Consider the following 23,533-nt stretch of genomic DNA (forward strand, 5'->3'; position numbering starts at 1 on the left):
GTGACGTCGTCGACCGGCCGCGCCGCCGGAGTTACTCCGATCCGCCCCGGAGGGCGGCGACTGCCTCTCTCGCCGCCTCGGTGGCGGCGTAACCGCGTTCGCCGTGGACGGTCGTCTCCGTGAGGAGTCCGGCCGCGCGGAACTCGCCGAGCAGGCCGTGGAGGTCGGACTCACAGAGGTCGTAAGCGTCCAGCAACGCCACCACCGACACCGCGTCGCGGTCCACCAGTTCCACGAGGAGGCCGAGCGAGCGTTCGTCGTGGACGGCGGTGACGGCTCGTCGGACGGGGTCGGCGACGCCGGACGCGGCGGCGACCAGCGGTGAGACGCCCTCGAACGTCAGGTCGTCGTTCGGGAGGTATCGCTCCTCGCCCGTCGCCGGGTCGCGGACGCGACTGGAGTCGCCGGAGCGTTTGACGAGGACGTAGCGCTTGCCGTCGTCGTCGCGGACCGTCTGCATGGTCGTCCCGAGGGCCGAGCGCGGAATAGGCGTTCCGCTCCGGGGGTCAGCCGTCGCCGTCCGTCTCGTCTGCGCCGGCCGCGTCGTCTGCGTCGGCCGTGTCGTCTGCTCCGGCCGCGTCACCTGCTTTGTAGCCTCGGTAGGAGTAGTACGCGCGGACGAGGGCGAGTGCACCGACGACGGCCGCACCCCCGCCGAGGAGGAAGTTCCCGCGGAAGTACGCGAACATCGCGCCGAGACTGACGCCCGCGACGCCGACGTTCACGAGGACGACGACGGCCCAGAACGTCGAGGCGAGTTCGCTGTCGATTTCGACCGGTTGCTCGTCGCCGTCGTCGCCCTCGTCGCCCTCGCCTCCGACCGAGGGGACGTTCACCAGGTCGTTCTCGGGGTCGCCCCATCGGTCCTCGGGGTCGGATTCGTCGGGTTCGTCGGGCCAGGCGTCGGAATCGCGCGGCACGTCCGCGGGGACGGGCGGGCCGACGAAAAGCAGTTCGTTTCGAGCGCTTCTCAGAGGTACTCTTTCAGCGTGATGGTTCGAGTCGTCTCGACCCACGCGAGCGGGTTCTGCGGGTCGTAGAATACGACCCCACCCTCGACCTCGTAGGACTCGACGTCGTCGAGTCCGTTCGCCTCGCCTGCCGGCGACTGCGTGGCAGGCGACCGATCCGGCCGCTTCGAATTCGCGTGGTCGGTCATGTTGCAACCCGTGGTACGAGTTGGCACACTAAATGTGTTGCGTATGCGCACCTTCTTTTTCTGACAGATATTGCCGCCCTAACGATAGTGGTTCGGCCCGTGGTGGAAGGGCGAAAGGCCGAAGCTTTTACCGCGGAGTGCCGAACGCAACCGCATGAAGCAGGCAGGGCTCACGGACGGCAACTGGGGCGGGGGCGACGACGCCGACGGCGCGCGGCCGGACGCGGAGGCCGAACACGTCGCCGGCAACGGGAGCCAACACGTCTCGGACGTCGTCGACGCCGAGGACATCAAGTTCCCCGACGCCGACGGCACCGTCGAACTCGCGGTCACGCAGGTCGATTACACCATCGAGGGGAGCGGTCGCCGCGAGTACCCGGTCGTCCACGTCTTCGGACGCACCCGCGACGACGAGACGGAACACGTGCGCGTCCTCGGCTTCGAGCCCTACTTCTACGCGCCGACGGACACGTTGGACGACGAACTCCTCGACGAGGCGGTCATCACCCGGACCGAAGAGGGGTACGAGAGCATCCGGGGCGAGGAACTGACGAAGATCTGCACGCAGACGCCGCGGGACGTGGGGCAGATTCGCGACCAGTTCGAACACTACGAGGCGGACATCCTCTTCCCGAACCGCCTGCTCATCGACAAGGACATCGAGAGCGGCATCTGCGTCCCCGCGCGCCGACTCGACGACGGGTCGATTCAGGTGCCGCACGACGAAGTCGTCCCCATCGACGTGGACGCGGACCTCCGCGTGAACACGTTCGACATCGAGGTGGACGACCGGTCGGGCTTCCCCGAGGAGGGCGAGGAGCCAATCGTCTGTCTCACCTCCCACGACTCCTACCGCGACGAGTACGTCGCGTGGCTCTACAACGCGCCCGAGGCGGGCGACGGCGTCGAGTCGCCGACGGACCTCGGCGACTACGAACCGCTGGACGACGACACCGACGTGGAGATACGCGCGTTCGACCGCGAGGACGCGATGCTCGACGCGTTCGTCGGCTACATCGAGGAGACGGACCCCGACGTGCTCACCGGGTGGAACTTCGAGGACTTCGACATGCCGTACTTCCTCGACAGACTGGACGTGGTGGACCCGTCCTCGGACTACGACCTGGACCCGGACCGCCTCTCCCGCGTCGGCGAGGTGTGGCGAAGCGGGTGGGGCGGCCCCGACGTGAAGGGCCGCGTCGTGTTCGACCTGCTGTACGCCTACAAGCGCACGCAGTTCACCGAGTTGGAGTCGTACCGACTGGACGCCGTCGGCGAACTCGAACTCGACGTGGGGAAGGAGCGCTACTCCGGCAGCATCGGCGACCTGTGGGAACAGGACCCCCGGCGACTGCTGGAGTACAACGTCCGCGACGTGGAACTCTGCGTCGAAATCGACAGGAAGCAGGACGTCATCGCGTTCTGGGACGAGGTGCGGACGTTCGTCGGGTGTAAACTGGAGGACGCGCCGACGCCCGGCGACACCGTCGACATCTACGTCCTGCACAAGGTCCACGGCGAGTTCGCCCTCCCCTCGAAGGGCCAACAGGAGTCCGAAGACTACGAGGGTGGGGCCGTCTTCGACCCCATCACGGGCGTCAAGGAGAACGTCACCGTCCTCGACCTGAAGTCGCTGTACCCGATGTGCATGGTGACCATCAACGCGTCGCCGGAGACGAAGGTGGACCCCGAGTCCTACGACGGCGACACGTTCCGCGCGCCCAACGGGACGCACTTCCGGAAGGAACCGGACGGCATCATCCGGGAGATGGTGGACGAACTCCTCGCGGAACGCGAGGAGAAGAAGCGCCTCCGCAACGACCACGACCCCGGCACCTCGGCGTACGAACAGTTCGACCGCCAGCAGGGGGCCGTGAAAGTCATCATGAACTCGCTGTACGGCGTGCTGGGCTGGGACCGCTTCCGCCTGTACGACAAGGAGATGGGCGCGGCCGTCACCGCCACCGGTCGGGAGGTCATCGACTACACCGACGAGACGGCCAGCGAGATGGGGTATTCTGTCGCGTACGGTGACAGCGTGACCGGCGACCGGCCCGTCGTCGTTCGAGACCCGAACGGCCGCGTTCGGGTCCTCCCGATCGAGACGCTGTTCGAGACGGGCACGGCGAGCGCGGACGGTGAACTGCTCATCACGGCCGACGGCGGCCCCGTCGCGACGGCCTCCGTCGGGAAGGACCGGCGAGAACTCGACGGGTGGGAGGCGCTCTCGGTGAACGACGAGGGCGTGTCCGAGTGGAAGCCCATCGAACAGGCGATCAGGCACGAGACGGACAAACCGGTCGTCAAACTCCAGCACAAGTTCGGTGAATCGACGACCACTCACGATCACTCGTACGTCGTCGACGGCGGTGATGGACTCGTCGAGGCGCCCCCCGAAGACGTGAGCCAACCGCTCCGAGTCGACGGGCTCCCGAGCGTCGACACCGTGGAGACTATCGACGTCTACGACGTTCTCGACGGATACGAACGGGAGTACGAGGACGGCCGAAGCGTCGGACGCGAGCACGCGCAGACGAAGGTCAAACGCGTCCACGCCGACGACGAGTACGTCTGGTTCGGCCACGAACACCAGCGAGACCAGTCGAAGACGGTCAAAGTCGAGCGGTACGTCGACCTGTCGAGCGAAGACGGGCGCGCACTGGTTCGACTCCTCGCGGCGTACGTCACCGAGGGAAGCGCGTCGACCGCCGAGACGACCGACAGTTGGTACGGGGCGAGTATCGCCGAATCGAGGCGAGAGTGGTTGGAGCAGTTGCAGGCGGATTACCTCCGTCTGTTCGACAACGTCGATGCCGGCATCGTCGAGAGCGACGTCAGACCGGAGCGAACCACGTCGTACGAGACGACCGCGGGCGAGGAATCGACGTCGTACGACGACCGAACGCTCAAACTACAGATGATGAACGAACTCGCGGCCGTCTTCTTCCGCGAGTTCGCCGGACAGACCTCTCGCGGCAAGCGCGTTCCGTCGTTCGTCTTCCACCTTCCGGACGACCTGCAAACACTGTTCATCGACGTGATGGTCGAGGGCGACGGTTCGCGCGAGTTCCCTCGCTACTCCGAGGAGTACGCGGCTCGGAACTTCGACTTCGAGACGACGAGTCGAGAACTCGCCGCCGGCCTGTCGATGCTCCTCACTCAGCGTGAACGGAAACACTCGCTGAAGTACCGGGACTCGAAAGGTTCCTACACGGTTCGGACCTGTGATTACTACCGGACGGGACGCGACACCGTCCTCACCGACGTCGAACACGACGGCTACGTCTACGACCTCAGCGTCGCCGACAACGAGAACTTCGTGGACGGGGTCGGGGGCATCGTCCTGCACAATACGGATTCCGTCATGCTCGAACTCGGCCCCGACGTGTCGAAGGAGGAGGCCATCGAGCAGTCGTTCGAGATAGAGGAGTACATCAACGCCGCCTACGACGACTTCGCGCGCGACGAACTCGGCGTCGACCTGGAGGCGGGCGAGGAACACCGCTTCCAGATCGAGTTCGAGAAGCTCTACCGCCGCTTCTTCCAGGCGGGCAAGAAGAAGCGCTACGCGGGCCACATCGTCTGGAAGGAGGGCAACGACGTCGACGACATCGACATCACGGGCTTCGAGTACAAGCGCTCCGACATCGCCCAGATAACGAAGGAAGTCCAGAAGAACGTCATCGAGATGATCGTCTACGGCGAGGACCACGAGGAGATCAAAGACTACGTCCATCAGGTCATCGCCGACTTCCAGGAGGGGAACCTCCCCTTGGACGAAGTGGGCATCCCCGGCGGCATCGGCAAGCGCCTCGACGCGTACGACACCGCGACGGCGCAGGTCCGCGGGGCGATGTACGCGAACGCGTTCCTCGGGACGAACTTCGGGCGGGGGTCGAAGCCGAAGCGACTCTATCTGGCGAAGGTGCACCCCTCGTGGTTCCGCCGGATGGAGAGCGAGGAGGGGTTCGACCCGCAACGAGACGACCTGTACGGCGAGTTCAAACGCGACCCGGACGTCATCTGCTTCGAGTACGCCGACCAGGTCCCCGATGCGTTCGAGGTGGACTGGGAGACGATGCTCGACAAGACGCTGAAGGGTCCCATCGCGCGCATCATCGAAGCGCTCGGGATGTCGTGGGACGAGGTGAAGTCGGGGCAACAGCAGACCGGGCTCGGAAGCTTCATGTGAGCGCGAGATATCGCTCGAACCGGTTGTTCACGCCGCGATTCGCCGGCTGAACGCGTCGACGGCACGTCGGGTGAGCCGACAGTCGCCTTTCTGAAACCCAAATATATTTTCTCTGCAGTAAAGCGAGTGGTTGTGAATGCGTAACCATTATGGGTGGGAGACCCCTCGATTCCTGTACGAGGCAACGAGACAACAATGGCTACACTCGAAATCAAGAACCTCCACGCGGAAGTCGCGGAGGAAGACGGTGAACAGATTCTTCGTGGCGTCGACCTGGAAGTCAACTCTGGCGATATTCACGCGTTGATGGGCCCGAACGGATCCGGGAAGTCGACGATGGCGAAGATCATCGCCGGCCACCCCGTGTACGAAGTGACCGACGGGGCGATTCTCCTCCACCTCGAAGACGACGAGTTCGGCGAGGAGTTCGACATTCCGGAGGACAAACGCACGTGGAACCTCCTCGACCTGGAGCCGAACGAGCGCGCCGCGCTCGGTATCTTCCTCGGCTTCCAGTACCCCGCCGAAATCGAGGGCGTGACGATGACGAACTTCCTCCGCACGGCGCTCAACGCCAAGATCGAAGAGCGCGAGGAGCTCTTCGAGGAGGACGACGAGGCCGAGGAAGCCGACGCCGACGACGAGGACTCGGGCTACGACACCTCGCCGATGGAAGGCCCCGCCGACGAGGGCGAAGTCGGCGTCGCCGAGTTCCAGCAGCTCCTGAAGGAGAAGATGGAGCAGCTCGACATGGACGAGAAGTTCATGCAGCGGTACCTCAACGCCGGGTTCTCCGGCGGCGAGAAGAAGCAGAACGAAGTGCTGCAGGCCGCCATCCTCGAACCGTCCATCGCGGTGCTCGACGAGATCGACTCCGGGCTGGACATCGACCGCCTACAGGACGTCTCGAAGGGTATCAACGCCCTCCGCGACGAACAGGGCACGGGCATTCTCCAGATTACTCACTACCAGCGCATCCTCGAGTACGTCGAACCCGACCACGTCCACATCATGCTCGACGGGAAAGTCGTCAAGAGCGGCGACGCCTCCCTCGCAGAGCAGTTGGAGGACGAGGGGTACGACTGGGTCCGCGAGGAAGTGTACGAGGCCGCGTAACTGGAACCAGTTACGCACAGGCTCATAAGAAACGAACCGCAAACACACACTACACACAATGAGTTCAGATCAAGACCACCTCAAAGAGACGGACACTGAAGCTCGCTTCGAGTTCAAGAAGGAGCAGAAGTCGTCGTTCCAGGCCGACAAGGGCCTCACCGAGGAGACGATTCGCGTCATCTCCGAGGACAAAGACGAACCCGAGTGGATGCTCCAGCGCCGTCTGCGCGCACTGAAGCACTTCCAGGAGATGCCGATGCCGACCGACTGGCCCGGCCAGCCGGACCTCTCGGAAGTCGACGTCAACGAAATCGTCCCGTACATCCGCCCCGACGTGGAGACGCGCGGCGGCGTCGACGACTGGACGGACCTGCCGGACGAGATCAAGGACACGTTCGACAAACTGGGCATCCCGGAGGCCGAGAAGAACGCGCTCTCGGGCGTCGGTGCGCAGTACGAGTCCGAAGTCGTCTACCAGAACATGCAGGAGCGCTGGGAGGAGAAGGGCGTCGTCTTCATGAACATGGACCAGGCGGTCCAGGAGCACGAGGACCTCGTCAAGGAGTACTTCATGACGAAGTGCGTCCCCCCGAGCGACAACAAGTTCGCCGCGCTTCACGGCGCCATCTGGTCCGGCGGCTCGTTCGTCTACGTCCCCGAGGACACGACGGTCGACATGCCGGTGCAGGCGTACTTCCGGATGAACAGCGAAGGGATGGGCCAGTTCGAGCACACGCTCATCATCGCCGAGGAGGGCTCCGAGGTCCACTACATCGAGGGCTGCTCGGCACCCAAGTACTCCGCGTTCAACCTGCACTCCGGCGGCGTCGAAGTGTTCGTCGGCGAGGACGCCCACGTGCAGTACTCGACCGTGCAGAACTGGTCGAAGAACACGTACAACCTCAACACCAAGCGCGCCATCGTCGAGAAGAACGGCCGCATGGAGTGGATTTCGGGCTCCATGGGCTCGAAGGCGACGATGCTGTACCCCGCCTCGATCCTCAAGGGTCGCGGCGCGTCGGACAACCACATCACCATCGCGTTCGCGGGCGAGGGACAGAACATCGACACCGGCGCGAAGGTGTACCACAACGCCCCGAACACGAAGTCCACCATCGAGTCGAAGTCCATCTCGAAGGACGGCGGCCGCACGAACTACCGCGGCCTCGTCCACATCTCCGAGGGCGCGCGCAACTCCTCGACGGCCGTCGAGTGTGACGCGCTGATGTTCGACAACGAGTCGACCTCGGACACGATGCCGTACATGGAGATCAACGAGTCCACCGTCGACGTCGCCCACGAGGCCACTGTGGGTAAGATCGGCGACGAGGACATCTTCTACCTCCAGTCGCGCGGTCTGGACGACGACGACGCCAAGCAGATGATCGTCTCGGGCTTCATCGAGCCGATCACGGAGGAACTGCCCATCGAGTACGCGGTCGAACTCAACCGCCTGGTCGAACTGGAGATGGAGGGTAGTCTCGGATAACATGAGTGCGCAGCTACCAGCGAACCTGTCCGAAGAGACGGTACGAGAGATATCCGAACAGCGCGACGAACCGGAGTGGCTCCTCGAGCGCCGTCTGAGCGCCCTCGCGGCGCTGGACGACGCGGACCTGCCCGACGTCATCCAGACGCCCGGCCGCCGTTGGACGAACCTCGAGGCGCTCGACTTCGAGGACCTCGTCGACCCGCTGAACCAGTCCGACGAGACCGAACGCGTCACCGACGAGGGCGTCCACGTCCTCCCGTTCACGGAGGCCGTCGAGGAGTTCGGCGACCTCGTCGAGGCGAACTTCGGTCGGACGGTCGACCCCGAGTCGAACTACCTGACCGCCCTCTCGGCGGCGCTGTTCACCACGGGAACGTTCATCTACGTGCCCGAGGGCGTCGACGCCGAGGACGTGAAGGTCCGCGCCGAGATGAACTCGAAGTCGCTGTTCAGCCACACGCTCGTCGTCACCGAGGACTCCTCCTCCGTGACGATTCTGGAGCGAATCGACAGCGGCGACTCGGTCGAGGGCGCGCGGTACTTCTCGAACATCGTGGAGGTCGCGACCGGCGAGAACTCGTACGTCCAGTACGGGTCGCTGCAGAACCTCGACGAGGACACGTACCACTACACGCTCAAGCGCGGTGACGCCGGCGTCTACGGCACGATCAACTGGATCGAGGGCAACATCGGCTCTCGACTCACCCGCTCTGACGTGGAGACCGAACTGAACGGCGACTCCTCGGAGACGAAGATCGTCGGCGCGTTCTTCGGCCACGAGGACCAGCACCTCGACCTCAACGCGCGTGTCTGGCACAAGGCCGAGAACACGACGGCCGACCTCGTGACGCGCGGCGTCCTCGACGACGAGGCGCGTTCCGTCTACGAGGGCGTGCAGGACGTGGGCCGCGACGCGTGGAACACCTCCTCGTACCAGCGTGAGAACACGCTGATGCTGTCGGACGAGTCCGAGGCCGACGCGTCGCCGAAGCTCATCATCCACAACCACGACACCGAGGCGTCGCACTCCGCGACGGTCGGACAGGTCGACAAGGAGGACCTGTTCTACATGACCTCTCGGTCCGTCCCGCCGCTGCAGGCGCGCAACATGCTCGTCGAGGGCTTCTTCGTTCCCGTCCTCGAGGAGATAGCGGTCGACGAGTTCCGCGAGGACCTCCAGGAACTCATCTCCGCGCGCCTTCGGTAGGCGTCCGCGGTCCGCCGCGGTTCCGCGACACCTGCGGTCTTTCTCTCTCTCGCTCTCGATTTTAGTCACCACGAGCGCCGGCGCCGGCGTCGGTCGGCATCGGTCCCGCGGACCGCTGACCGCGGACAGCGGACGACCGCACGGGGCCAGTCTCAGGGCCGGCCGAGCGGCACCCGCTGGCCCCGCCTGTCGCCGCGAATCCACGCGTACTCGCAGGCGTCGAGCGTGAACGTGCACCGTCCGTCTTCGACCGAGTACTCGCCCGGGCCGACGATGCGCGTGGCGGCCGCGGCCGGCGGTTCGAAGTCGACGGTGACCTCGCGGCGTTCGTCGGCGGTGTTGTGCGCAGTCAGGAGGACCGTACTCCCCTTCGTGAGGCGGTGGACCCACACCTCCTTCGGCGGCACGTCTCTCACCTCGATGTCGCCGGTGCCGATCTCCGAACAGAGCCGACGAGCGTCCACGAGGCGTTCAATGCGCCGCAGGAGGGAAGTCGGGTCGACGATCTGGTCGGCGACGTTGACCGACCGGTATCCGAACTCGCCGTCGGCGGTGACGGGGTTGACGAGTTCGTCCGCGTCGGCCGTCGAGAAGCCGCCGTTGCGGTTGTTCGACCACTGCATCGGCGTCCGGACGGCTTCGCGTTCCGGCAGGTCGAGGTTCGCCCCCATCCCTATCTCGTCGCCGGCGAGGAGGACGGACGTGCCGGGCATCGCGAGCATGAGGCTGTGGGCGAGGGCGATTCGGTCGTGGTCGCCGGCGTAGAGGTCCGCCAGACGGAGGCGGTGGCCGCGGCCGAATATCCACGAACTGCCGTCCTCGGGGCCGAAGAACTCCCGGCCGTGGTCCATCGCCTCCCACGGGAGTTTCAGGAGGTTCCACTCGTCGTGGTTGCGGAGGAAGTTCGCCCAGTGGCCCACGTCGGAGACGTCGGGCAGGACCTCCATCGCGCGGTGAAGCGGCCACGTGTCCTTCACGCCTACGCCGTAGACGAGGTGGGAGTTGAGGACGAAGTTGAACATCAGGTCGAAGGAGTCGCCGCCGCCGAAGTAGTACGCCAGTTCGTCCGGTTGGTCGTCCGCCTCGGCGAGGAGGATGGCCTCCTCGTTCTTCTCGTGCACGCGCGCTTTCATCTCCTCGAACAGACCGATGGGGTCGTCGAGTTTGGTGCCGTCGTGGCCCTTGGGCATCGTCATCGGGTGCGCGGCGTCGATGCGGAAACCGTCCACCCCGAGGTCGAGCCAGAACTCCAGCACGTCGAATATCTCCTCCTGCACGTCGGGGTTCGCCACGTTGAGGTCGGGCTGGAAGCTGTAGAACTGGTGGAAGTAGTGCTTCTCCGCCACCTCGTCGTACGACCAGACGCCGTCCTCGTAGTCGGGGAAGATGTTCCCCCGCTTCTGGGCGTTCTCGACGTCGCTGGTCCAGAGGTAGTAGTCGTGGTAGTCCGAGTAGGGGTCCTCGCGCGCCCGCTTGAACCACGGATGCTGGTCGGAGGTGTGGTTGAACACGGTGTCGATGATGACGCGGATGCCGCGTTCGTGCGCCCGTTCGACCAGGTCGGTGACGTCGCCGAGGGTCCCCAGTTTCGGGTCCACGGCGTAGTAGTCCGAGACGTCGTAGCCGTTGTCTTGGATGGGGCTCGGGTAGAACGGGCGGAGCCACAGGCAGTCGACGCCGAGTTGCTCGATGTAGCCCAGTCGGTCGATGAGGCCGCGGAAGTCCCCCCAGCCGTCGCCGTCGGAGTCGTTGAACGTCTTCACGTCGATGGAGTAGATTATCGCGTCACGGTACCAGTCCGGGTTCGCCATGGGGGCCGTACTCGCGGAGGGGTTGTGGTTCTTGTCGCCGTCTCGTCGCGGTCGTCCGGCGGTCGCCCGTCGCTCGAACCGCCGCGAGAGCCGTCGCCGTCGGTGCGACGGACGGCGAGGGAACCGCTTAAGTCGGTCACAACCCTGCGAACGTGTATGAACGTCAGGGTATCGCACGCGGCCCGGGTGACGCCATGAGCGTCGGCCACCGCGTGTCCTCGGACCACCAACTCGCCCGCCTGCTCCAGATAGGCGTCGTCTTGGAGGAGGTGGTCGAGGCGCGGGCGTACCACCACTACCAGTCGCTCGCCGACGAGGACCGCGAACTGGACGAGGAGATCGAAGAACTCCTCGAACACGCCGCCGAGGAGTCCGCAGAGCACCGCGAACGACTCGAGTCGGTCATCGGCGAACTCGACGCCGAGAGCATCCCGTTCGAGGACATCGAGACGCTGGTCGAAGCGCAGTACGGCAAGACGAAGCCGGACGACTTCGACGGCGTCCTCTACGACCAACTCTGCAACGAAGAGACGGCGTACAAGTTCTACGACGACCTCATCGAAGCCATCGAGGCCAGCGACGCGCAGTTCAGCGTGGACCGCGAGCGTCTGGTCGGCCTCCTCTCGGAGATTCGAGAGGAGGAGGCCGAGGGCGTCGAGGCTGTGACGAAAATCATGGAGACGCGCGAATGACGCGAGCCGAGTCACCGGGAGGACATCGATGAACACCGCAGACCAGTACGTGAAGGCAATCTACCTCTTACAGGAGATGGAAGACGGCCCGGCAGCGACCGGCGCACTGGCGGACATGCTCGACGTGAGTCCCGCGAGTGCGAACGAGATGATCGGAAAACTCGAAGGGCGCGGGCTCGCCGAACACGAGAAGTACAAGGGCGTTCGCCTCACCGACGAGGGAATCGTCCGCGCCCGCGAGGCCCTCCAGACGTACTGTATCATCGAACGCTTCCTCGCGAACGTCCTCGACGTCGAGGAGTTCCGGGCGGAGGCGCGGGAACTCGAACCCGTCATCGACGACACCGTCGCGGAGCGACTCGACACCATCATCGACCGGAACAGCGAGTGTCCGGACTGTTTCGACCCCGAGACGGACGCCTGCTGTTACCTCGAACTGGCGAGCGAACCCGAGGAGACGCCCGCGGACTGAGTTCCGGCGTCGAAACGATGACGAAGCGTTAAGTTGGCGCACCGTGACTCCCCGTCTATGGTAGGAACTGAGGCTATCGGTCGTCTCCTCCGTCTCGCGGGCGTGGGACCTCGCGAACAGGCGGAGACACGGGGGGAGCCGGAGTTCCCCTACGTCTGTCGCGGATGCGGGACAGCGTACGACGTCCAGTATCACGTCTGCCCCGAGTGCGGTGGGTTCTCCGTCGAACGACGCGTCGACGACGGGCTGAGTCCCGGCTGAGGCGACTCCGACACCGACTGACGACGGCGGGTCGAACCCGATGCATTTTCAAAGGCTCACCGACGAGTGGAAACTGCAGTCCCGCGATGCGCGGTTAGATGTGACTCGGAGTCCCGTGGTGTAGTGGCCAATCATAATGGCCTTTGGAGCCATTGACGGCGGTTCGAATCCGCCCGGGACTATTCTGTCTGAACGGAGTGAGGACGAATAGCGGACGGTGGATTCGACACCCAGAGGACGAGCGGATTCGCGTCTTCGCGGTTCGACCCCGCCCGAGACTACTCTCCGTCCGAACGAACCCTCTCGCCGTCTCTGTTCCCGGATACGCACGGAGCGTCTCGAACGCGGACGCCGCCGGGGGCCGCCTCAGTCTCCGCTCACGGCCGACTCGCCGTCGCCGCCCGAGAACAGACTCGTCTCGAAGTAGACCAGTTCGAGCACGACGACGACCACGCTGATGGCGGCGACGGTGTAGAAGACGGCGCGCTGAGAGGTGAACAGGTGCCACACCATCATCGGGAGGAACAGGACCGTGCCGACCAGCCCGACGGCGGGCGGAATCGCCGACACGTCCTCGTGGTCACGCTGTTGCAGTGCGAGGAAGCTCATCGCGCCGAAGACGACGATGAACGTCAGCGACGCGAACGACGTGATGCCCTCCAGACTGCCGACGACGGTGAACGCGGCGGTCAGCACGCCGAGGAGGAGGATGATGCGCTTGGGGAGTTCCTCGCCCTCTTCGAACTCGTCGGGGGAACTCGTGTCGAGTCGGTCCGGCAAGAGGTCGTTCGCGATGAGTCGGTCGGAGAACTGCGCGCTGGTGAACAGCGTCGCGTTGATGGCGCTGGCCGTCGAGAACAGCGCCGACAGCGCGATGATGAAGTGCCCCGTCCCGCCGCCGAACTCCGAGGCGGCCGTCGCCAGCGCCACCTCGGGGTGCTGGGAGACGAGGTCGACGCCGACGATGCTCGTCGTGACGATGGCGACGCCGATGTAGATGAGGACGGCCGTCGGGATGGAGAGGTAGATGGCCGTCGGGTTGGTGTCGCTGTGGTCCTTAATGGTGCTCTGGGAGTACATCAGCAACTGCCAGCCCTGGAACGCCACGAACGACATCGCGGCGGCCATGATGGGTTCGAAGCCGAGCGAATCGATGCCGGTGTCGATGCCGCCGTTCGACGACCCGAACCAGAGTCCGAAGCCGACGAAGCCGACGAGGACCGCTATCTTGAGGACGACGAGGACGACTTCGACCCAGCCGGACTCCTCGACGCCGACGAGGTTGAGCCCGACGAACAGGCCCACGATAGCCAGAGAGAGGAGTACGCGAAGCGGGAGGCCGAACACCTGCTCGACGCCGAGCATGTCGACGGAGTAGCTTCCGAACGCGTAGGCGTACATCGCCATCGACCCGACGTAGCCGAACAGCAGCGTCCACCCCGCCATCCCGGCGAGCGTCGAACTGTCCGCGAACCACTCCAGATACGTCGGCGACGCGCCTTCGGGGTTGCTCAGTTGGTTCAGCTTGATGTACGAGTAGCCCGCACAGAGGGCGACGAGACCGGCGAGGACGAACGCTACCCACGCCGTCGCCCCGGAGATGTTGACGACGACGCCGAGAACCGCGTAGATGCCGCCGCCGATCATCCCTCCGAGAGCCATCGACACCGCACCGGTCAATCCGAGGTCGCCGCCTGCAGAATCATCGACCATTGGGGCGGTGTAGTCGAGGCATCCCTTTCAGTCTTTTAGCCGAGAACTAGATGGATTGAATTTACTATCGGAATCTGTGGTATAGAGTTGCGACCGCCGAACCGCCCGGCGAACCACTGCAAACAGATTGTTAGGCGACGGGCTCGACGTACGGATATGAGACAGGCTGGGGAGACGTTGGTCGACGAACCGATCGCCGGTGCGATGCCCCAGACGGACCACGGGCGGTGGCTCGTACTCAACCCCGTGAGCGGCACCGCCGACCACGCCGACCGGGTCCGCGAACTCGCCGAAGAACGGGGATTCCGGGTCGAGGAGACCGAGCGCGCGGGTCACGCCACCGAACTCGCCCGGGCCGCCGCGGCCGACGGCGCCACCCTGATAGCCGTCGCGGGTGGGGACGGAACCGTCCACGAGGTCATCGACGGCCTCGACCGGGCCGACGCGTTCGACCGGACGACGCTCGTACCCGTGCCCGTCGGGACGGCGAACATCGTGGCGACCAACCTCGGTATCGGGAGCGTCGAACAGGCGTTCGAGGTGGTCGAGACGGGGGCACGCAGGCGAATCGACGTCGGCGTCGCCGACGGCAAACCGTTCGCGATGTCCTGCATCGCCGGCCTCATCGCGGACGCGAGCATCAACACCTCGGACGACTCGAAAGAGCGGTTCGGGTCGTTCGCGTTCGTCGTCGAGGGCCTGCGGGAGATGGCCGACTTCGACGGCCTCCACGTCGACCTCACGGCCGTCTCGAACGGCGAGGAGCGCCGGTGGTCCGGCGAGGCCGTCTGCGTCCTAGTCGGGAACCTCCGGCGGTTCGCGAAGGAGGGCGGGCAGGCGGACGTCGAGGACGGCCACTTCGAGGTGGTCGTCATCGAACAGATGCCGACCGTCGAGATGGTCGCCGAGGCCATCGCCCAGCGAGTGCTCGGCGAGAGCACGGAGAACGTGTTCCACGTCCGCGCCAGTCAACTCGAGATTCGCGCCGGCGACGACGAGAGCATCGACTTCAGCCTCGACGGCGAACCCTACGCGACCAGTCGCCTCTCCCTGCACACGCGTCCGCTGGCGCTCCGCGTCTGCGTCGGGCCCGACTACGACCCGTCGCCGTTCGACGCCTGACGCCGCGCCGCCGACCGTCCCGTCGGCACCCCCGACCGAAAGGGGCATACTCCGCCCGCGAGTCTCCCCGTGCGATGGACTTCGACGTCCCGTCGCTCGGCCGCGCGGACGGCCCGTCGCTCGCGTCGCGACTGCGGTGGCGTCTCCGCCGGCCGTTCTACGGCGCGTACTACGCGGTGACGCGCGCGAACCACGAGCGCGAACTGGTCGCCACGCGAAAGCGCGTCGGCGACGCGACGTTCCGGAGCTACGAACCCCTCCTCCGGCACGGCGACGACGTGCTGCTCGAACGCCTCCTCGACGCGGTGGCCCCCGGCGACGTGGTGTACGACGTGGGCGCGAACACCGGCGTGTACTCGCTTGCCGTCGCCGCGAGCCACCCCGACGCGCGCGTCGTCGCCTTCGAACCGGACCCGGCGGTTCGGTCGCACCTCGCGGCGAACGTCCGCGTCAACGACTTCGCCAACGTCGCGGTGCGGGGCGAGGGGGTCGGCGACGAGACGGGGACCCGCCGGTTCTTCCGGTCGACGTACGACGAACTCGGCTCGTTCGACGAGGCGCGAGCGAGCGCGTGGGAGGCGCGCGTCCGCGGCACCGTCGAGGTGCCGGTAGTGACGCTGGACGGCCTCGTCGCCGCCGGAACCCCGCCCCCGGACCACCTGAAGGTCGACGTGGAGGGCGGCGCGGCGGCGGTCCTCGCAGGCGCGCGGGCCGTCCTCGAATCGGCGCGGCCGACCGTCTACTTCGAACCGCACGACGAGAGCGAACGCCGCGCCGTCGCCGACGCTCTCGCTCCGCTCGGATACGAGATTCGCACCCGGCCCGATGGGTGGGTCTGTACGCCCGACGGCTAGTCGCTCGCGACGGTGGTCACTCGTCGAGGACGAACTCCACGCGCTCCTCGGTCGCCCCCTGCGTCCGGCGGCCCGTCACCTCGACCGCTCCTATCTCCGCCGTGTCGGCGACGTGCGTCCCCGCGCAGGCCGTGCGGTCGAACGGCGGGTCGTCGTCGCTCGCGCCGGCGACTTCGACGATGCGGACCTCGGTGATGGAGTCCGGCAGCAGGTGGATGCGCGTCCGCGCCGTGTCCAGCGACTCCTCGGCCGCCTCACGGTCCATCACGTGCCAGCGAACGGGCCGCGCGTCGGCGACGAGTTCGTTCAGTCGCGACTCGACGGCATCGAGGTCGCTCCGCTCGAACCGATCGTACGCGCAGTCGAGGTGCGCGTGGTCGTCGTACAGTTGGTTGCCCGTCGTCTCGGCGTCGTACTCGTCCAAGAGGACGGCCGACAGCAGGTGCTGGGCGGTGTGGTAGCGCATGTGGGCGCGTCGGCGGTCCCAGTCGAGTTCGCCCGTCACGGCCGTCCCCGGGTCCGGCGGGTCGCCGTCGAGCGTGTGGAGAATCTCGCCTCGCTTCGTCACGTCCGTGACGCGCCACTCGCGGCCCTCGTCGTCGCGGAGGGTGCCGGTGTCGTTCGGTTGCCCGCCGCCGGTCGGGTAGAAACAGGTCCGGTCGAGGACGACCCGGTCGCCGGCGACGGACGCGACGGTCGCCTCGAACGACCGTCGGGCGGTGTCTTCGAAGTAGAGGGGTTCGCTCGGCATCTGATGGCCTCAGTACGACCGCAGGGAGTAAGGTCCTTCGGTCGCCGTACGGGCGTCGGGCGGTCCGCGCGCCGCCGAGCAATGGTTTCGCTCGTCGTAACGCCTAAGAGCGGAACAACCATTAATTCGGGTAATGAATACGAACGCGAACGTTCGAACTTCCCTCCAACGTGTCGATCGGAGGTGGCACTGTGGGCGTTGAAATAAAGGAATCTCCCGTGTCCGCCGAGGAGTTCGAGACGATGCAGCGATTCGTCGAGGACTACCTCGCCGCCAGCGTGGAGAACGAAGACGACGGCGGCCGCATGCGGTGGTATCCGTGGCACAGCGCGGAGTACCGGTTCAACCACATCCTCAACGTCGTCGACCTCGCCTCGAAGATAGCCGAACGCGAGGGGGGAGACGTGGACGTCGTCCGCGTCGCCGCCCTGTTCCACGACATCGCCAAACTGGAGGCCGACCAGGAGGTCCACGCCGAGGAGGGCGCGCGCGTCGCCCGCGAGTACCTCACGTCGCACGGCGACTTCCCGCAGTCGTTCGTCGAACAGGTGTGTCAGGTCGTCGCCGACCACTCCTATCAGGGGTCGCTGGAGGACGTGACGCTGGAGACGCGGTGTCTCATCGAGGCGGACATCCTCGACAAAGTCGGCGCGAACGGCACCGTCCTGATGCTCCTCCGCATGGGCTACGAGGCGCGCACCCACATGGACGCCTCCGAGATGGTCGAACGCGTCCTCGAACGCGGGCACGCCGCGACGGACCGCATCGAGAGCGACAGCGCGGAGAGCATCGCCCACCAGCGACTCAAGCGGGTCAAGTGGTTCCGCGAGTGGTTGGAGGAGGAGGTCCCCGGCATGGACCACGACGAGTTCGGGGACTGAGGCGACGGGCGCGTGCGGCGGTCGACCGAGACGCGGGCGACAGTGATGCCCGCGACCGAGACGGCCGCGAACGGCATGCGGCCGAGTGACGCCGACATCTACAGCGTGTCCAGAATCTCCAGCACCGACTCCTCGGCGTCGCGGCCGGGGTCCCACTCGGAGCCGTCGCGGTCGGAGTCGCGGTGGTCGTCCACCGACGCCGCCATCGCCTCGTCGAGGGGGGTGGAATCCCAGCCCAGGTCGGCCAGTTTGTTCGTGTCGAGGACGTGCGGGTAGTCCCGGTAGAGGACGAAGTCGTCCGCGGAGAGGTCGGCGGCGGCGAGTTCTCGTTCGCCCGCGTGGACGACTTCGACGGTTGTGTCGGCCGCCTCGGCTATCAGGTCCACCATCTCCTCCAGCGTGACGAGTCGCCGGTCGCCGACGTTGTACGCCTCGCCGGGCGTCCCGCGTTCGGCGACGACGCGGAGCGCACTCGCCACGTCCTTCACGTACGCGCGGTGCCAGACGTTCATCCCGTCGCCGGGGACGACGACGCGGTCGGACGTCTCGACCCGGTCTATCCAGTAGTCCAGTCGCTCCGTGTAGTCGTCGGGGCCGTAGACGATGCACGGGCGGACCGACATCGCGTTCACGCCGTCCATCGCGGCGTCGAAGACGATGCGGTCGCCCTCGGCCTTCCGCGGCCCGTAGGACTCCGAGGAGTCTGACTCGGCCTGTTCGGGCGTGCAGTCGCACAGCGGTGTCTCGCCCTCACGCTTCGGAATCTCCTCGCGGCTGTACGCCGCACCGCTGGAGATGTAGACGTAGGCGTCCACGTCGGCGAATATCTCGACGGCCGCCTCCACGTCCGCGGGGTGGTACGCCACGCAGTCGACCACGACGTCCGGTTCGACGGAGAGTTTCGCGGCCTTCAGCGCCGTGTCGTCCGTCCGGTCGCCCTCGACGTGGGTGACCCGGTCGTCCTCGGCGAACGGGTTCTCGTGGTTGCCGCGGTTGAAGATGGCGACGTCGTAGCCGTGGTCCAACAGGTCGTCGACGGCGTGCCGGCCGATGAAGCGCGTCCCGCCGACGACGAGTGCGGTGTCGGTCATACGACCCACTCTGCGGGCCGCGGTGAAAAGTGTGGAAGTACCGGAGTCGGCTACCGGGAGTGGGCGGCGTCCCGGGCGGCCTCTCCCCGTGCAAGTCCGGTCAGCGCCGCAGTCCGCTCAGTCGTCGCTGGTCTGCGCCAGCGTCCCGGACTCGCCGTCGGGCGAGACGGCCGACGCCGACTCGGGGAGTTCGCGCCGCACGTCCGCCTCGGCGCGTTCCGCGACGATGTCGGCGTAGGCGTCGGGCATCACCTTCACGAAGTCGTCCACGACGCTCGCCCAGTCGTCGAGCATCCACGACGCGCGCTCGGAGTCGGTGTACGCCGCGTGGTTCTCAACGAGACGGTGCAGCATCGCCTCGTCGGAGTCGTCGAGTGCGTCCGAGAGCGACACCATGCCGGTGTTCGCCTTCGCCTCGAACTCGTCGTCGGGGTCGTACACGTACGCGACGCCGCCGGACATCCCCGCGGCGAAGTTGCGGCCGGTGTCGCCGAGGACGGCGACGACGCCGCCGGTCATGTACTCGCAGCCGTGGTCGCCGACGCCCTCGACGACCGCTTTCACGCCGGAGTTGCGGACGCAGAAGCGCTCGCCCGCGACGCCGTTGACGTACGCCTCGCCCTGCGTCGCCCCGTAGAAGGCGACGTTGCCGACGAGGACGTTCTCGTCGGCCTCGTAGGCGGCCGTTTCGGGCGTCGTGACGACGACTTTCCCGCCGGAGAGTCCCTTGCCGACGTAGTCGTTCGACGCGCCCGAGAGGCGCATCGTCACGCCGCTGGCGAGGAACGCGCCGAACGACTGGCCGGCGACGCCGGAGAACTCACAGCGGATGGTGTCGTCAGCGAGTCCCTCGCCGCCGTATCGGTTCGATATCTCGTTCGACAGCATCGCGCCGATGGCGCGGTCCACGTTCGACACCTCGCGGCGAATCTCGACCGGTTCGCCGCGTTCGAGCGCCGGTTCGGCCGCCTCGACGAGTTCGTGGTCGAGGCTCTCGGCCACGTCGCTGTGCGCCTGTTCTTCGGTCTTGTAGCGCGCGCCCGAGGCGGGCTCGGCGATGACCGACGAGAGGTCGAGATGCTTGGCCTTCTCGTGGTCCGTCTCGCGCTGGGAGAGCAGCGAGGGGCGGCCGATCATCTCCTCGACCGACCGGAAGCCGAGTTCGGCCAGTATCTCGCGGAGTTCCTCCGCGATGAACGTCATGTAGTTGATGACGTGGTCGGGCTGGCCGGGGAAGCGCTTGCGCAGGTCCTCCCGCTGGGTGGCGACGCCGACCGGACAGGTGTTCTCGTGGCACTGTCGGGCCATCACGCAGCCCGAGGTGACGAGCGATGCCGTCCCGAAGACGTACTCCTCGGCGCCGAGGAGGGCGGCGACGGCCACGTCGCGACCCGTCTTCATGCCGCCGTCGGCGGTGACGCGGATGCGCGAGCGCAGGTTCGTCGCGCGGAGCATCTGGTTGGCCTCCGCGAGTCCGAGTTCCCACGGCAGGCCGGCGTTCTTGATGGACGTCTTCGGCGACGCGCCGGTGCCGCCGTCGTGGCCCGAGATGTGGACCACGTCGGCGTTCGCCTTCGCGACGCCGGCGGCGATGGTGCCGATGCCGGCTTCGGAGACGAGTTTCACGTTGACGTCCGCGTCGGGGTTGGCAGACTTCAGGTCGTGGATGAGCTGCTTGAGGTCCTCGATGGAGTAGATGTCGTGCAGCGGCGGCGGCGAGATGAGACCGACGCCCGGCGTCGCGAAGCGGACGTGCGCTATCATCTCGTTGACCTTCTTGCCGGGCAGGTGGCCGCCCTCGCCGGGCTTGGACCCCTGCGCCATCTTTATCTGCAGTTCGTCGGCGCTGGAGAGGTAGTGACTGGTGACGCCGAACCGGCCGGACGCCACCTGCTTGACGTTACACTCCTTCTCCGTGCCGAACCGCTCGGGCGGTTCGCCGCCCTCGCCGGAGTTGGACTTCCCGCCGATGCGGTTCATCGCGATGGAGTTGTTCTCGTGCGCCTCCGGCGACAGGCTGCCGAGCGACATCGCCGCCGTCGAGAAGCGCTCGACGATGTCCTCGACCGGTTCCACCTCGTCGAGGGGCACCGGGTCGCGGTCGGAGTCGAACTCCAGCAGACCCCGGAGCGTCTGGAGTTCCTTCGACTGGTCGTTGATGAGGTCGGCGAACTCCTGATACTTCTCGTAGTCGCCCGAGCGGACCGCCTGCTGGAGCGTCCCGACCGTCTTCGGGTTCCACTGGTGGTAGATGCCGTTCGAGCGGTGCTCGTACTCGCCCTGATGCTGGAGTTGGGGGTCGGCGCCGTAGGCGACGGCGTGGCGGGTCAGCAGGTCCTGTTCGACGACGTCGATGCCGATACCCTCGGTCCGAATCTCCGTCCCCTCGAAGTACTCGGCGACGAAGTCGGAGTCGAGCCCGACGGCCTCGAATATCTGCGCGCCCTGGTAGGAGGCGACGGTGGAGATGCCCATCTTCGCCATCGTCTTCAGCACGCCGTCTTCGAGCGCCTTCGTGTAGGCGGCGATGGCCTTCTCCTCGTCCGCGCCGTCGGGGCCGGCGACGATGTCGCCGATGGTCTGGTAGGCGAGGTAGGGGTTGACCGCTCCCGCGCCGTAGCCGACGAGCGTGGCCATGTGGTGCACCTCGCTCGGTTCGCCCGACTCGACGACGAGGCCGGCGTGGTTGCGCAGGCCGGTCCGGACGAGTTCGTGGTGGACCGCGCCCGTCGCGAGGAGACTCGGGACGGCCGCTCGGTCGGCGTCGAGGCTCCGGTCCGAGAGGACGACCACGTCCGCGCCGTCCTCGATGGCGGCCACCGCGTCGGCGCGGACGCGTTCGACGGCGTCCCGGAGGGCCGTCTCGGTGTCGAACGTGATGTCCACGACCGCCGAGGACATGTCGCCGTTCAGGTCCTTGATGGCGGCCGTCTCGGCGTCGGAGATAATTGGCGAGTCGAGGACGAGTTGCCGGGCGTGTTCCGGCGTCTCGTCCAGCAGGTTCCGCTCCGGTCCGAGACGCGACTCCAGCGAGGTGACGAGTTCCTCCCGGATGTAGTCTAACGGCGGGTTCGTCACCTGCGCGAACAGTTGCTTGAAGTAGGTGAAGAGCGGGCGGTCGAAGTCCGACAGTACCGACAGCGGCGTGTCGTCGCCCATCGAGCCGACGGGGTCCTTCCCGTCTCTCGCCATCGGTTCGATGAGGTGGTTCAGCTGGTCGGTGGTGTAGCCGAAGGCGGCCTGCCGGGCGCGGAGGTCGTCGACGACGCCGCGCGGCGCGTAGTCGTCGGCGTCTGCGAGGTCGGACATCCGGCGCTGCTGGTCGTCGACCCACTCGCCGTACTTCTCGTCGGTCAGCGAGTCGAACACCTCCTCGTCGGGGATGACGCGCCCCTCTTCGGGGTCGGCGACGAACAGTTGGCCGGGCTGGAGCCGACCGCGTTCGCGAATCTCGGAGGGGTCGGTGTCCAGGGCGCCGACTTCGGAGGCCATCACGAGCGTGCCGTCCGTCGTCACGTCGTAGCGGCAGGGGCGGAGCCCGTTGCGGTCGAGGACGGCCGCCACCCGGTCGCCGTCGGTCGCCGCCACGAGGGCGGGACCGTCCCACGGTTCGACCAGCGAGGCGTGGTAGTCGTACCACTCGCGGCGTTCCGCCGACATCGCGTCGTCGCCGCGGTAGGCCTCGGGGATGAGCATCCGCAGGACGTGCGGGAGTTCGCGGCCGCCCTGAAGCAGGAGTTCGACCGCGTTGTCGACAGAGGCGGTGTCGGACTGGTCGGCCTTCGTCACCGGCTTGACCGTGTCGATGTCGTCGCCGAAGTCGGGGTGTTCGAGGTCCGTCTCCCGCGCGCGCATCCAGTTGACGTTGCCGCGGATGGTGTTTATCTCGCCGTTGTGGATGATGTGGCGGTACGGGTGCGCGAGGTGCCACGCGCCAAGCGTGTTGGTCGAGAACCGCGCGTGGACGAGCGTGAGCGTCGTCTTCAGCCGTTCGTCCCGCAGGTCGGGGTAGTAGTCCGCGAGCTGTTCGCCCTTCAGGAGGCCCTTGTAGACCAGCGTCTTCCGCGAGAGCGAACAGACGTAGAAGCGCGCGGCTCCCCGTTCGTCGAGTTCGTCCACCGCGTTCTCGACGGCGCGGCGCGCGAGGTAGAGCGCGCGGTCGAACTCGTCGTCGTCCATCTCGGTCTCCGGGACGACGAACGCCTGCCACACGTCGGGCTCGGAGTCGAGCGCCGTCTTCCCGAGGTCCGCGTTGTCCGTGGGCACGTCCCGCCAGGTCACGACCGTCAGCCCGTGCGCGGCGAGTTCGCGCTCGAACAGGTCGGTGAGCGTCTCGCGGGCGGCGTCGTCCGTCGGCATGAATATCGACCCGACGGCGTACTCGTCCGGTAACGCCGCGTCCACGACGGCGTCGAAGAACTCGTCGGGTCGCTGGACCATGATGCCGGCGCCGTCGCCGGTGTCCTCCTCCGCTCCGGTGGTGCCCCGGTGTTCGAGGTTCTCCAGTAGTTCGAGCCCGTCCGCGACCGTCTCGTGGCTTACCCCACCGTCGAGGTCGATTACGGCACCAACCCCGCAGTTCGAGCGTTCGTCGGTCGGGTCCGCGAGTCCGTCCGACGGAACAGGGGTGTCTCTATGTGGCTTGGTCATGTGTCCCACTTAGCCTCTCCATTTAAACGCGTTATCCTGAAAGCATAAGGGCATGTTTATCACATACTA

At 66.5% G+C, this 23,533-nt stretch carries 18 protein-coding genes, 1 tRNA gene and 1 pseudogene; 12 read left to right on the forward strand and 8 right to left on the reverse strand.

What is annotated here, in order from left to right:
- Window positions 1-31: 31 nt before the first annotated feature.
- Both BM310_RS05420 and BM310_RS05425 read right to left on the reverse strand, forming a co-directional pair.
- Window positions 32-460 (reverse strand): DUF7346 family protein, encoded by a 429-nt coding sequence (locus tag BM310_RS05420; protein ID WP_089805335.1) that lies wholly within the window; start codon window positions 458-460, stop codon window positions 32-34.
- 46 nt (window positions 461-506) lie between these two features.
- Window positions 507-920: a DUF7322 domain-containing protein gene (locus BM310_RS05425; protein ID WP_089805337.1), complete on the reverse strand. Its 414-nt coding sequence runs from the start codon at window positions 918-920 to the stop codon at window positions 507-509.
- Here BM310_RS05425 and BM310_RS21910 point away from each other — a divergent pair.
- A pseudogene (locus BM310_RS21910) lies at window positions 825-1,040 on the forward strand (hypothetical protein); the annotation flags it as partial. The gene BM310_RS05425 and the pseudogene BM310_RS21910 sit on opposite strands and share 96 nt — an antisense overlap.
- Here BM310_RS21910 and BM310_RS05430 read toward each other — a convergent pair.
- Window positions 971-1,159: a DUF7331 family protein gene (locus BM310_RS05430; RefSeq protein WP_089805339.1), complete on the reverse strand. Its 189-nt coding sequence runs from the start codon at window positions 1,157-1,159 to the stop codon at window positions 971-973. The pseudogene BM310_RS21910 and the gene BM310_RS05430 sit on opposite strands and share 70 nt — an antisense overlap.
- A 154-nt stretch (window positions 1,160-1,313) precedes the next feature.
- Between BM310_RS05430 and BM310_RS05435 the strand changes: the two genes are divergently transcribed.
- From BM310_RS05435 to sufD, 4 genes are all read left to right on the forward strand, one after another.
- The gene (locus tag BM310_RS05435) at window positions 1,314-5,351 is read left to right on the forward strand and encodes a DNA polymerase domain-containing protein (RefSeq protein ID WP_089805341.1); all 4,038 of its coding nucleotides are present in this window, start codon (window positions 1,314-1,316) and stop codon (window positions 5,349-5,351) included.
- Between the two features lie 195 nt (window positions 5,352-5,546).
- Window positions 5,547-6,467 (forward strand): ABC transporter ATP-binding protein, encoded by a 921-nt coding sequence (locus tag BM310_RS05440; RefSeq protein WP_089805343.1) that lies wholly within the window; start codon window positions 5,547-5,549, stop codon window positions 6,465-6,467.
- 58 nt (window positions 6,468-6,525) lie between these two features.
- On the forward strand, window positions 6,526-7,956 hold the full coding sequence (gene sufB / locus BM310_RS05445; protein WP_089805345.1) for a Fe-S cluster assembly protein SufB: 1,431 nt from the start codon (window positions 6,526-6,528) through the stop codon (window positions 7,954-7,956).
- A 1-nt stretch (window position 7,957) separates the two neighbouring features.
- Entirely contained in the window at window positions 7,958-9,166 is a 1,209-nt protein-coding gene (gene sufD, locus BM310_RS05450) for a Fe-S cluster assembly protein SufD (RefSeq protein WP_089805347.1), read from the forward strand.
- Window positions 9,167-9,318: 152 nt separating this feature from the next.
- Here the strand turns inward: sufD and BM310_RS05455 are convergent, their stop codons facing one another.
- Window positions 9,319-10,977, reverse strand: coding sequence for an alpha-amylase family protein (locus BM310_RS05455; protein WP_089805349.1), 1,659 nt, complete (start codon window positions 10,975-10,977; stop codon window positions 9,319-9,321).
- Between the two features lie 194 nt (window positions 10,978-11,171).
- Between BM310_RS05455 and BM310_RS05460 the strand changes: the two genes are divergently transcribed.
- From BM310_RS05460 to BM310_RS05475, 4 genes are all read left to right on the forward strand, one after another.
- Window positions 11,172-11,669: a rubrerythrin gene (locus BM310_RS05460; protein WP_089805351.1), complete on the forward strand. Its 498-nt coding sequence runs from the start codon at window positions 11,172-11,174 to the stop codon at window positions 11,667-11,669.
- A 28-nt stretch (window positions 11,670-11,697) separates the two neighbouring features.
- On the forward strand, window positions 11,698-12,141 hold the full coding sequence (locus tag BM310_RS05465; protein ID WP_089805353.1) for a metal-dependent transcriptional regulator: 444 nt from the start codon (window positions 11,698-11,700) through the stop codon (window positions 12,139-12,141).
- Between the two features lie 57 nt (window positions 12,142-12,198).
- Window positions 12,199-12,402, forward strand: coding sequence for a hypothetical protein (locus BM310_RS05470; protein WP_089805356.1), 204 nt, complete (start codon window positions 12,199-12,201; stop codon window positions 12,400-12,402).
- A gap of 109 nt (window positions 12,403-12,511) precedes the next feature.
- Window positions 12,512-12,584: transfer RNA gene (locus BM310_RS05475), tRNA-Gln, on the forward strand.
- Window positions 12,585-12,768: 184 nt separating this feature from the next.
- Here the strand turns inward: BM310_RS05475 and BM310_RS05480 are convergent.
- Window positions 12,769-14,115 carry an APC family permease gene (locus BM310_RS05480; protein ID WP_089805358.1) on the reverse strand — a complete coding sequence of 449 codons (1,347 nt, stop codon included), beginning with the start codon at window positions 14,113-14,115 and terminating at the stop codon, window positions 12,769-12,771.
- A gap of 156 nt (window positions 14,116-14,271) precedes the next feature.
- Between BM310_RS05480 and BM310_RS05485 the strand changes: the two genes are divergently transcribed.
- Window positions 14,272-15,237 carry a diacylglycerol/lipid kinase family protein gene (locus BM310_RS05485; RefSeq protein WP_089805359.1) on the forward strand — a complete coding sequence of 322 codons (966 nt, stop codon included), beginning with the start codon at window positions 14,272-14,274 and terminating at the stop codon, window positions 15,235-15,237.
- Between the two features lie 74 nt (window positions 15,238-15,311).
- Window positions 15,312-16,091: an FkbM family methyltransferase gene (locus BM310_RS05490; protein ID WP_089805361.1), complete on the forward strand. Its 780-nt coding sequence runs from the start codon at window positions 15,312-15,314 to the stop codon at window positions 16,089-16,091.
- A 16-nt stretch (window positions 16,092-16,107) separates the two neighbouring features.
- On the opposite strand, the gene BM310_RS05495 is transcribed toward BM310_RS05490, so the two are convergent.
- Window positions 16,108-16,842, reverse strand: a complete 735-nt coding sequence (locus BM310_RS05495; RefSeq protein WP_089805363.1) for an alanyl-tRNA editing protein — start codon at window positions 16,840-16,842, stop codon at window positions 16,108-16,110.
- 191 nt (window positions 16,843-17,033) lie between these two features.
- Here BM310_RS05495 and BM310_RS05500 point away from each other — a divergent pair, with 191 nt between their 5' ends.
- A complete protein-coding gene (locus BM310_RS05500) occupies window positions 17,034-17,723 on the forward strand; it encodes an HD domain-containing protein (RefSeq protein WP_089805365.1) in 690 nt (229 codons plus the stop codon).
- 98 nt (window positions 17,724-17,821) lie between these two features.
- Here BM310_RS05500 and BM310_RS05505 read toward each other — a convergent pair whose 3' ends face one another.
- Together BM310_RS05505 and gltB are read right to left on the reverse strand one after the other, a co-directional pair.
- Window positions 17,822-18,814, reverse strand: a complete 993-nt coding sequence (locus tag BM310_RS05505; RefSeq protein ID WP_089805367.1) for an NAD-dependent epimerase/dehydratase family protein — start codon at window positions 18,812-18,814, stop codon at window positions 17,822-17,824.
- A 117-nt stretch (window positions 18,815-18,931) separates the two neighbouring features.
- Window positions 18,932-23,464 (reverse strand): glutamate synthase large subunit, encoded by a 4,533-nt coding sequence (gltB, locus tag BM310_RS05510; RefSeq protein ID WP_089805368.1) that lies wholly within the window; start codon window positions 23,462-23,464, stop codon window positions 18,932-18,934.
- Window positions 23,465-23,533: the final 69 nt, after the last annotated feature.

The organism is Halogeometricum rufum (assembly GCF_900112175.1).
In the GTDB taxonomy this organism is placed as follows: domain Archaea; phylum Halobacteriota; class Halobacteria; order Halobacteriales; family Haloferacaceae; genus Halogeometricum; species Halogeometricum rufum.

Excerpts from the sequence above, each read along its gene's own strand:
- BM310_RS05420 (WP_089805335.1), bottom strand. The coding sequence starts at position 460 with ATGCAGACGGTCCGCGACGACGACGGCAAGCGCTACGTCCTCGTCAAA.
- BM310_RS05430 (WP_089805339.1), bottom strand. The coding sequence starts at position 1,159 with ATGACCGACCACGCGAATTCGAAGCGGCCGGATCGGTCGCCTGCCACG.
- BM310_RS05435 (WP_089805341.1), top strand. The coding sequence starts at position 1,314 with ATGAAGCAGGCAGGGCTCACGGACGGCAACTGGGGCGGGGGCGACGAC.
- BM310_RS05440 (WP_089805343.1), top strand. The coding sequence starts at position 5,547 with ATGGCTACACTCGAAATCAAGAACCTCCACGCGGAAGTCGCGGAGGAA.
- sufB (WP_089805345.1), top strand. The coding sequence starts at position 6,526 with ATGAGTTCAGATCAAGACCACCTCAAAGAGACGGACACTGAAGCTCGC.
- sufD (WP_089805347.1), top strand. The coding sequence starts at position 7,958 with ATGAGTGCGCAGCTACCAGCGAACCTGTCCGAAGAGACGGTACGAGAG.
- BM310_RS05455 (WP_089805349.1), bottom strand. The coding sequence starts at position 10,977 with ATGGCGAACCCGGACTGGTACCGTGACGCGATAATCTACTCCATCGAC.
- BM310_RS05460 (WP_089805351.1), top strand. The coding sequence starts at position 11,172 with ATGAGCGTCGGCCACCGCGTGTCCTCGGACCACCAACTCGCCCGCCTG.
- BM310_RS05465 (WP_089805353.1), top strand. The coding sequence starts at position 11,698 with ATGAACACCGCAGACCAGTACGTGAAGGCAATCTACCTCTTACAGGAG.
- BM310_RS05470 (WP_089805356.1), top strand. The coding sequence starts at position 12,199 with ATGGTAGGAACTGAGGCTATCGGTCGTCTCCTCCGTCTCGCGGGCGTG.
- BM310_RS05480 (WP_089805358.1), bottom strand. The coding sequence starts at position 14,115 with ATGGTCGATGATTCTGCAGGCGGCGACCTCGGATTGACCGGTGCGGTG.
- BM310_RS05485 (WP_089805359.1), top strand. The coding sequence starts at position 14,272 with ATGAGACAGGCTGGGGAGACGTTGGTCGACGAACCGATCGCCGGTGCG.
- BM310_RS05490 (WP_089805361.1), top strand. The coding sequence starts at position 15,312 with ATGGACTTCGACGTCCCGTCGCTCGGCCGCGCGGACGGCCCGTCGCTC.
- BM310_RS05495 (WP_089805363.1), bottom strand. The coding sequence starts at position 16,842 with ATGCCGAGCGAACCCCTCTACTTCGAAGACACCGCCCGACGGTCGTTC.
- BM310_RS05505 (WP_089805367.1), bottom strand. The coding sequence starts at position 18,814 with ATGACCGACACCGCACTCGTCGTCGGCGGGACGCGCTTCATCGGCCGG.
- gltB (WP_089805368.1), bottom strand. The coding sequence starts at position 23,464 with ATGACCAAGCCACATAGAGACACCCCTGTTCCGTCGGACGGACTCGCG.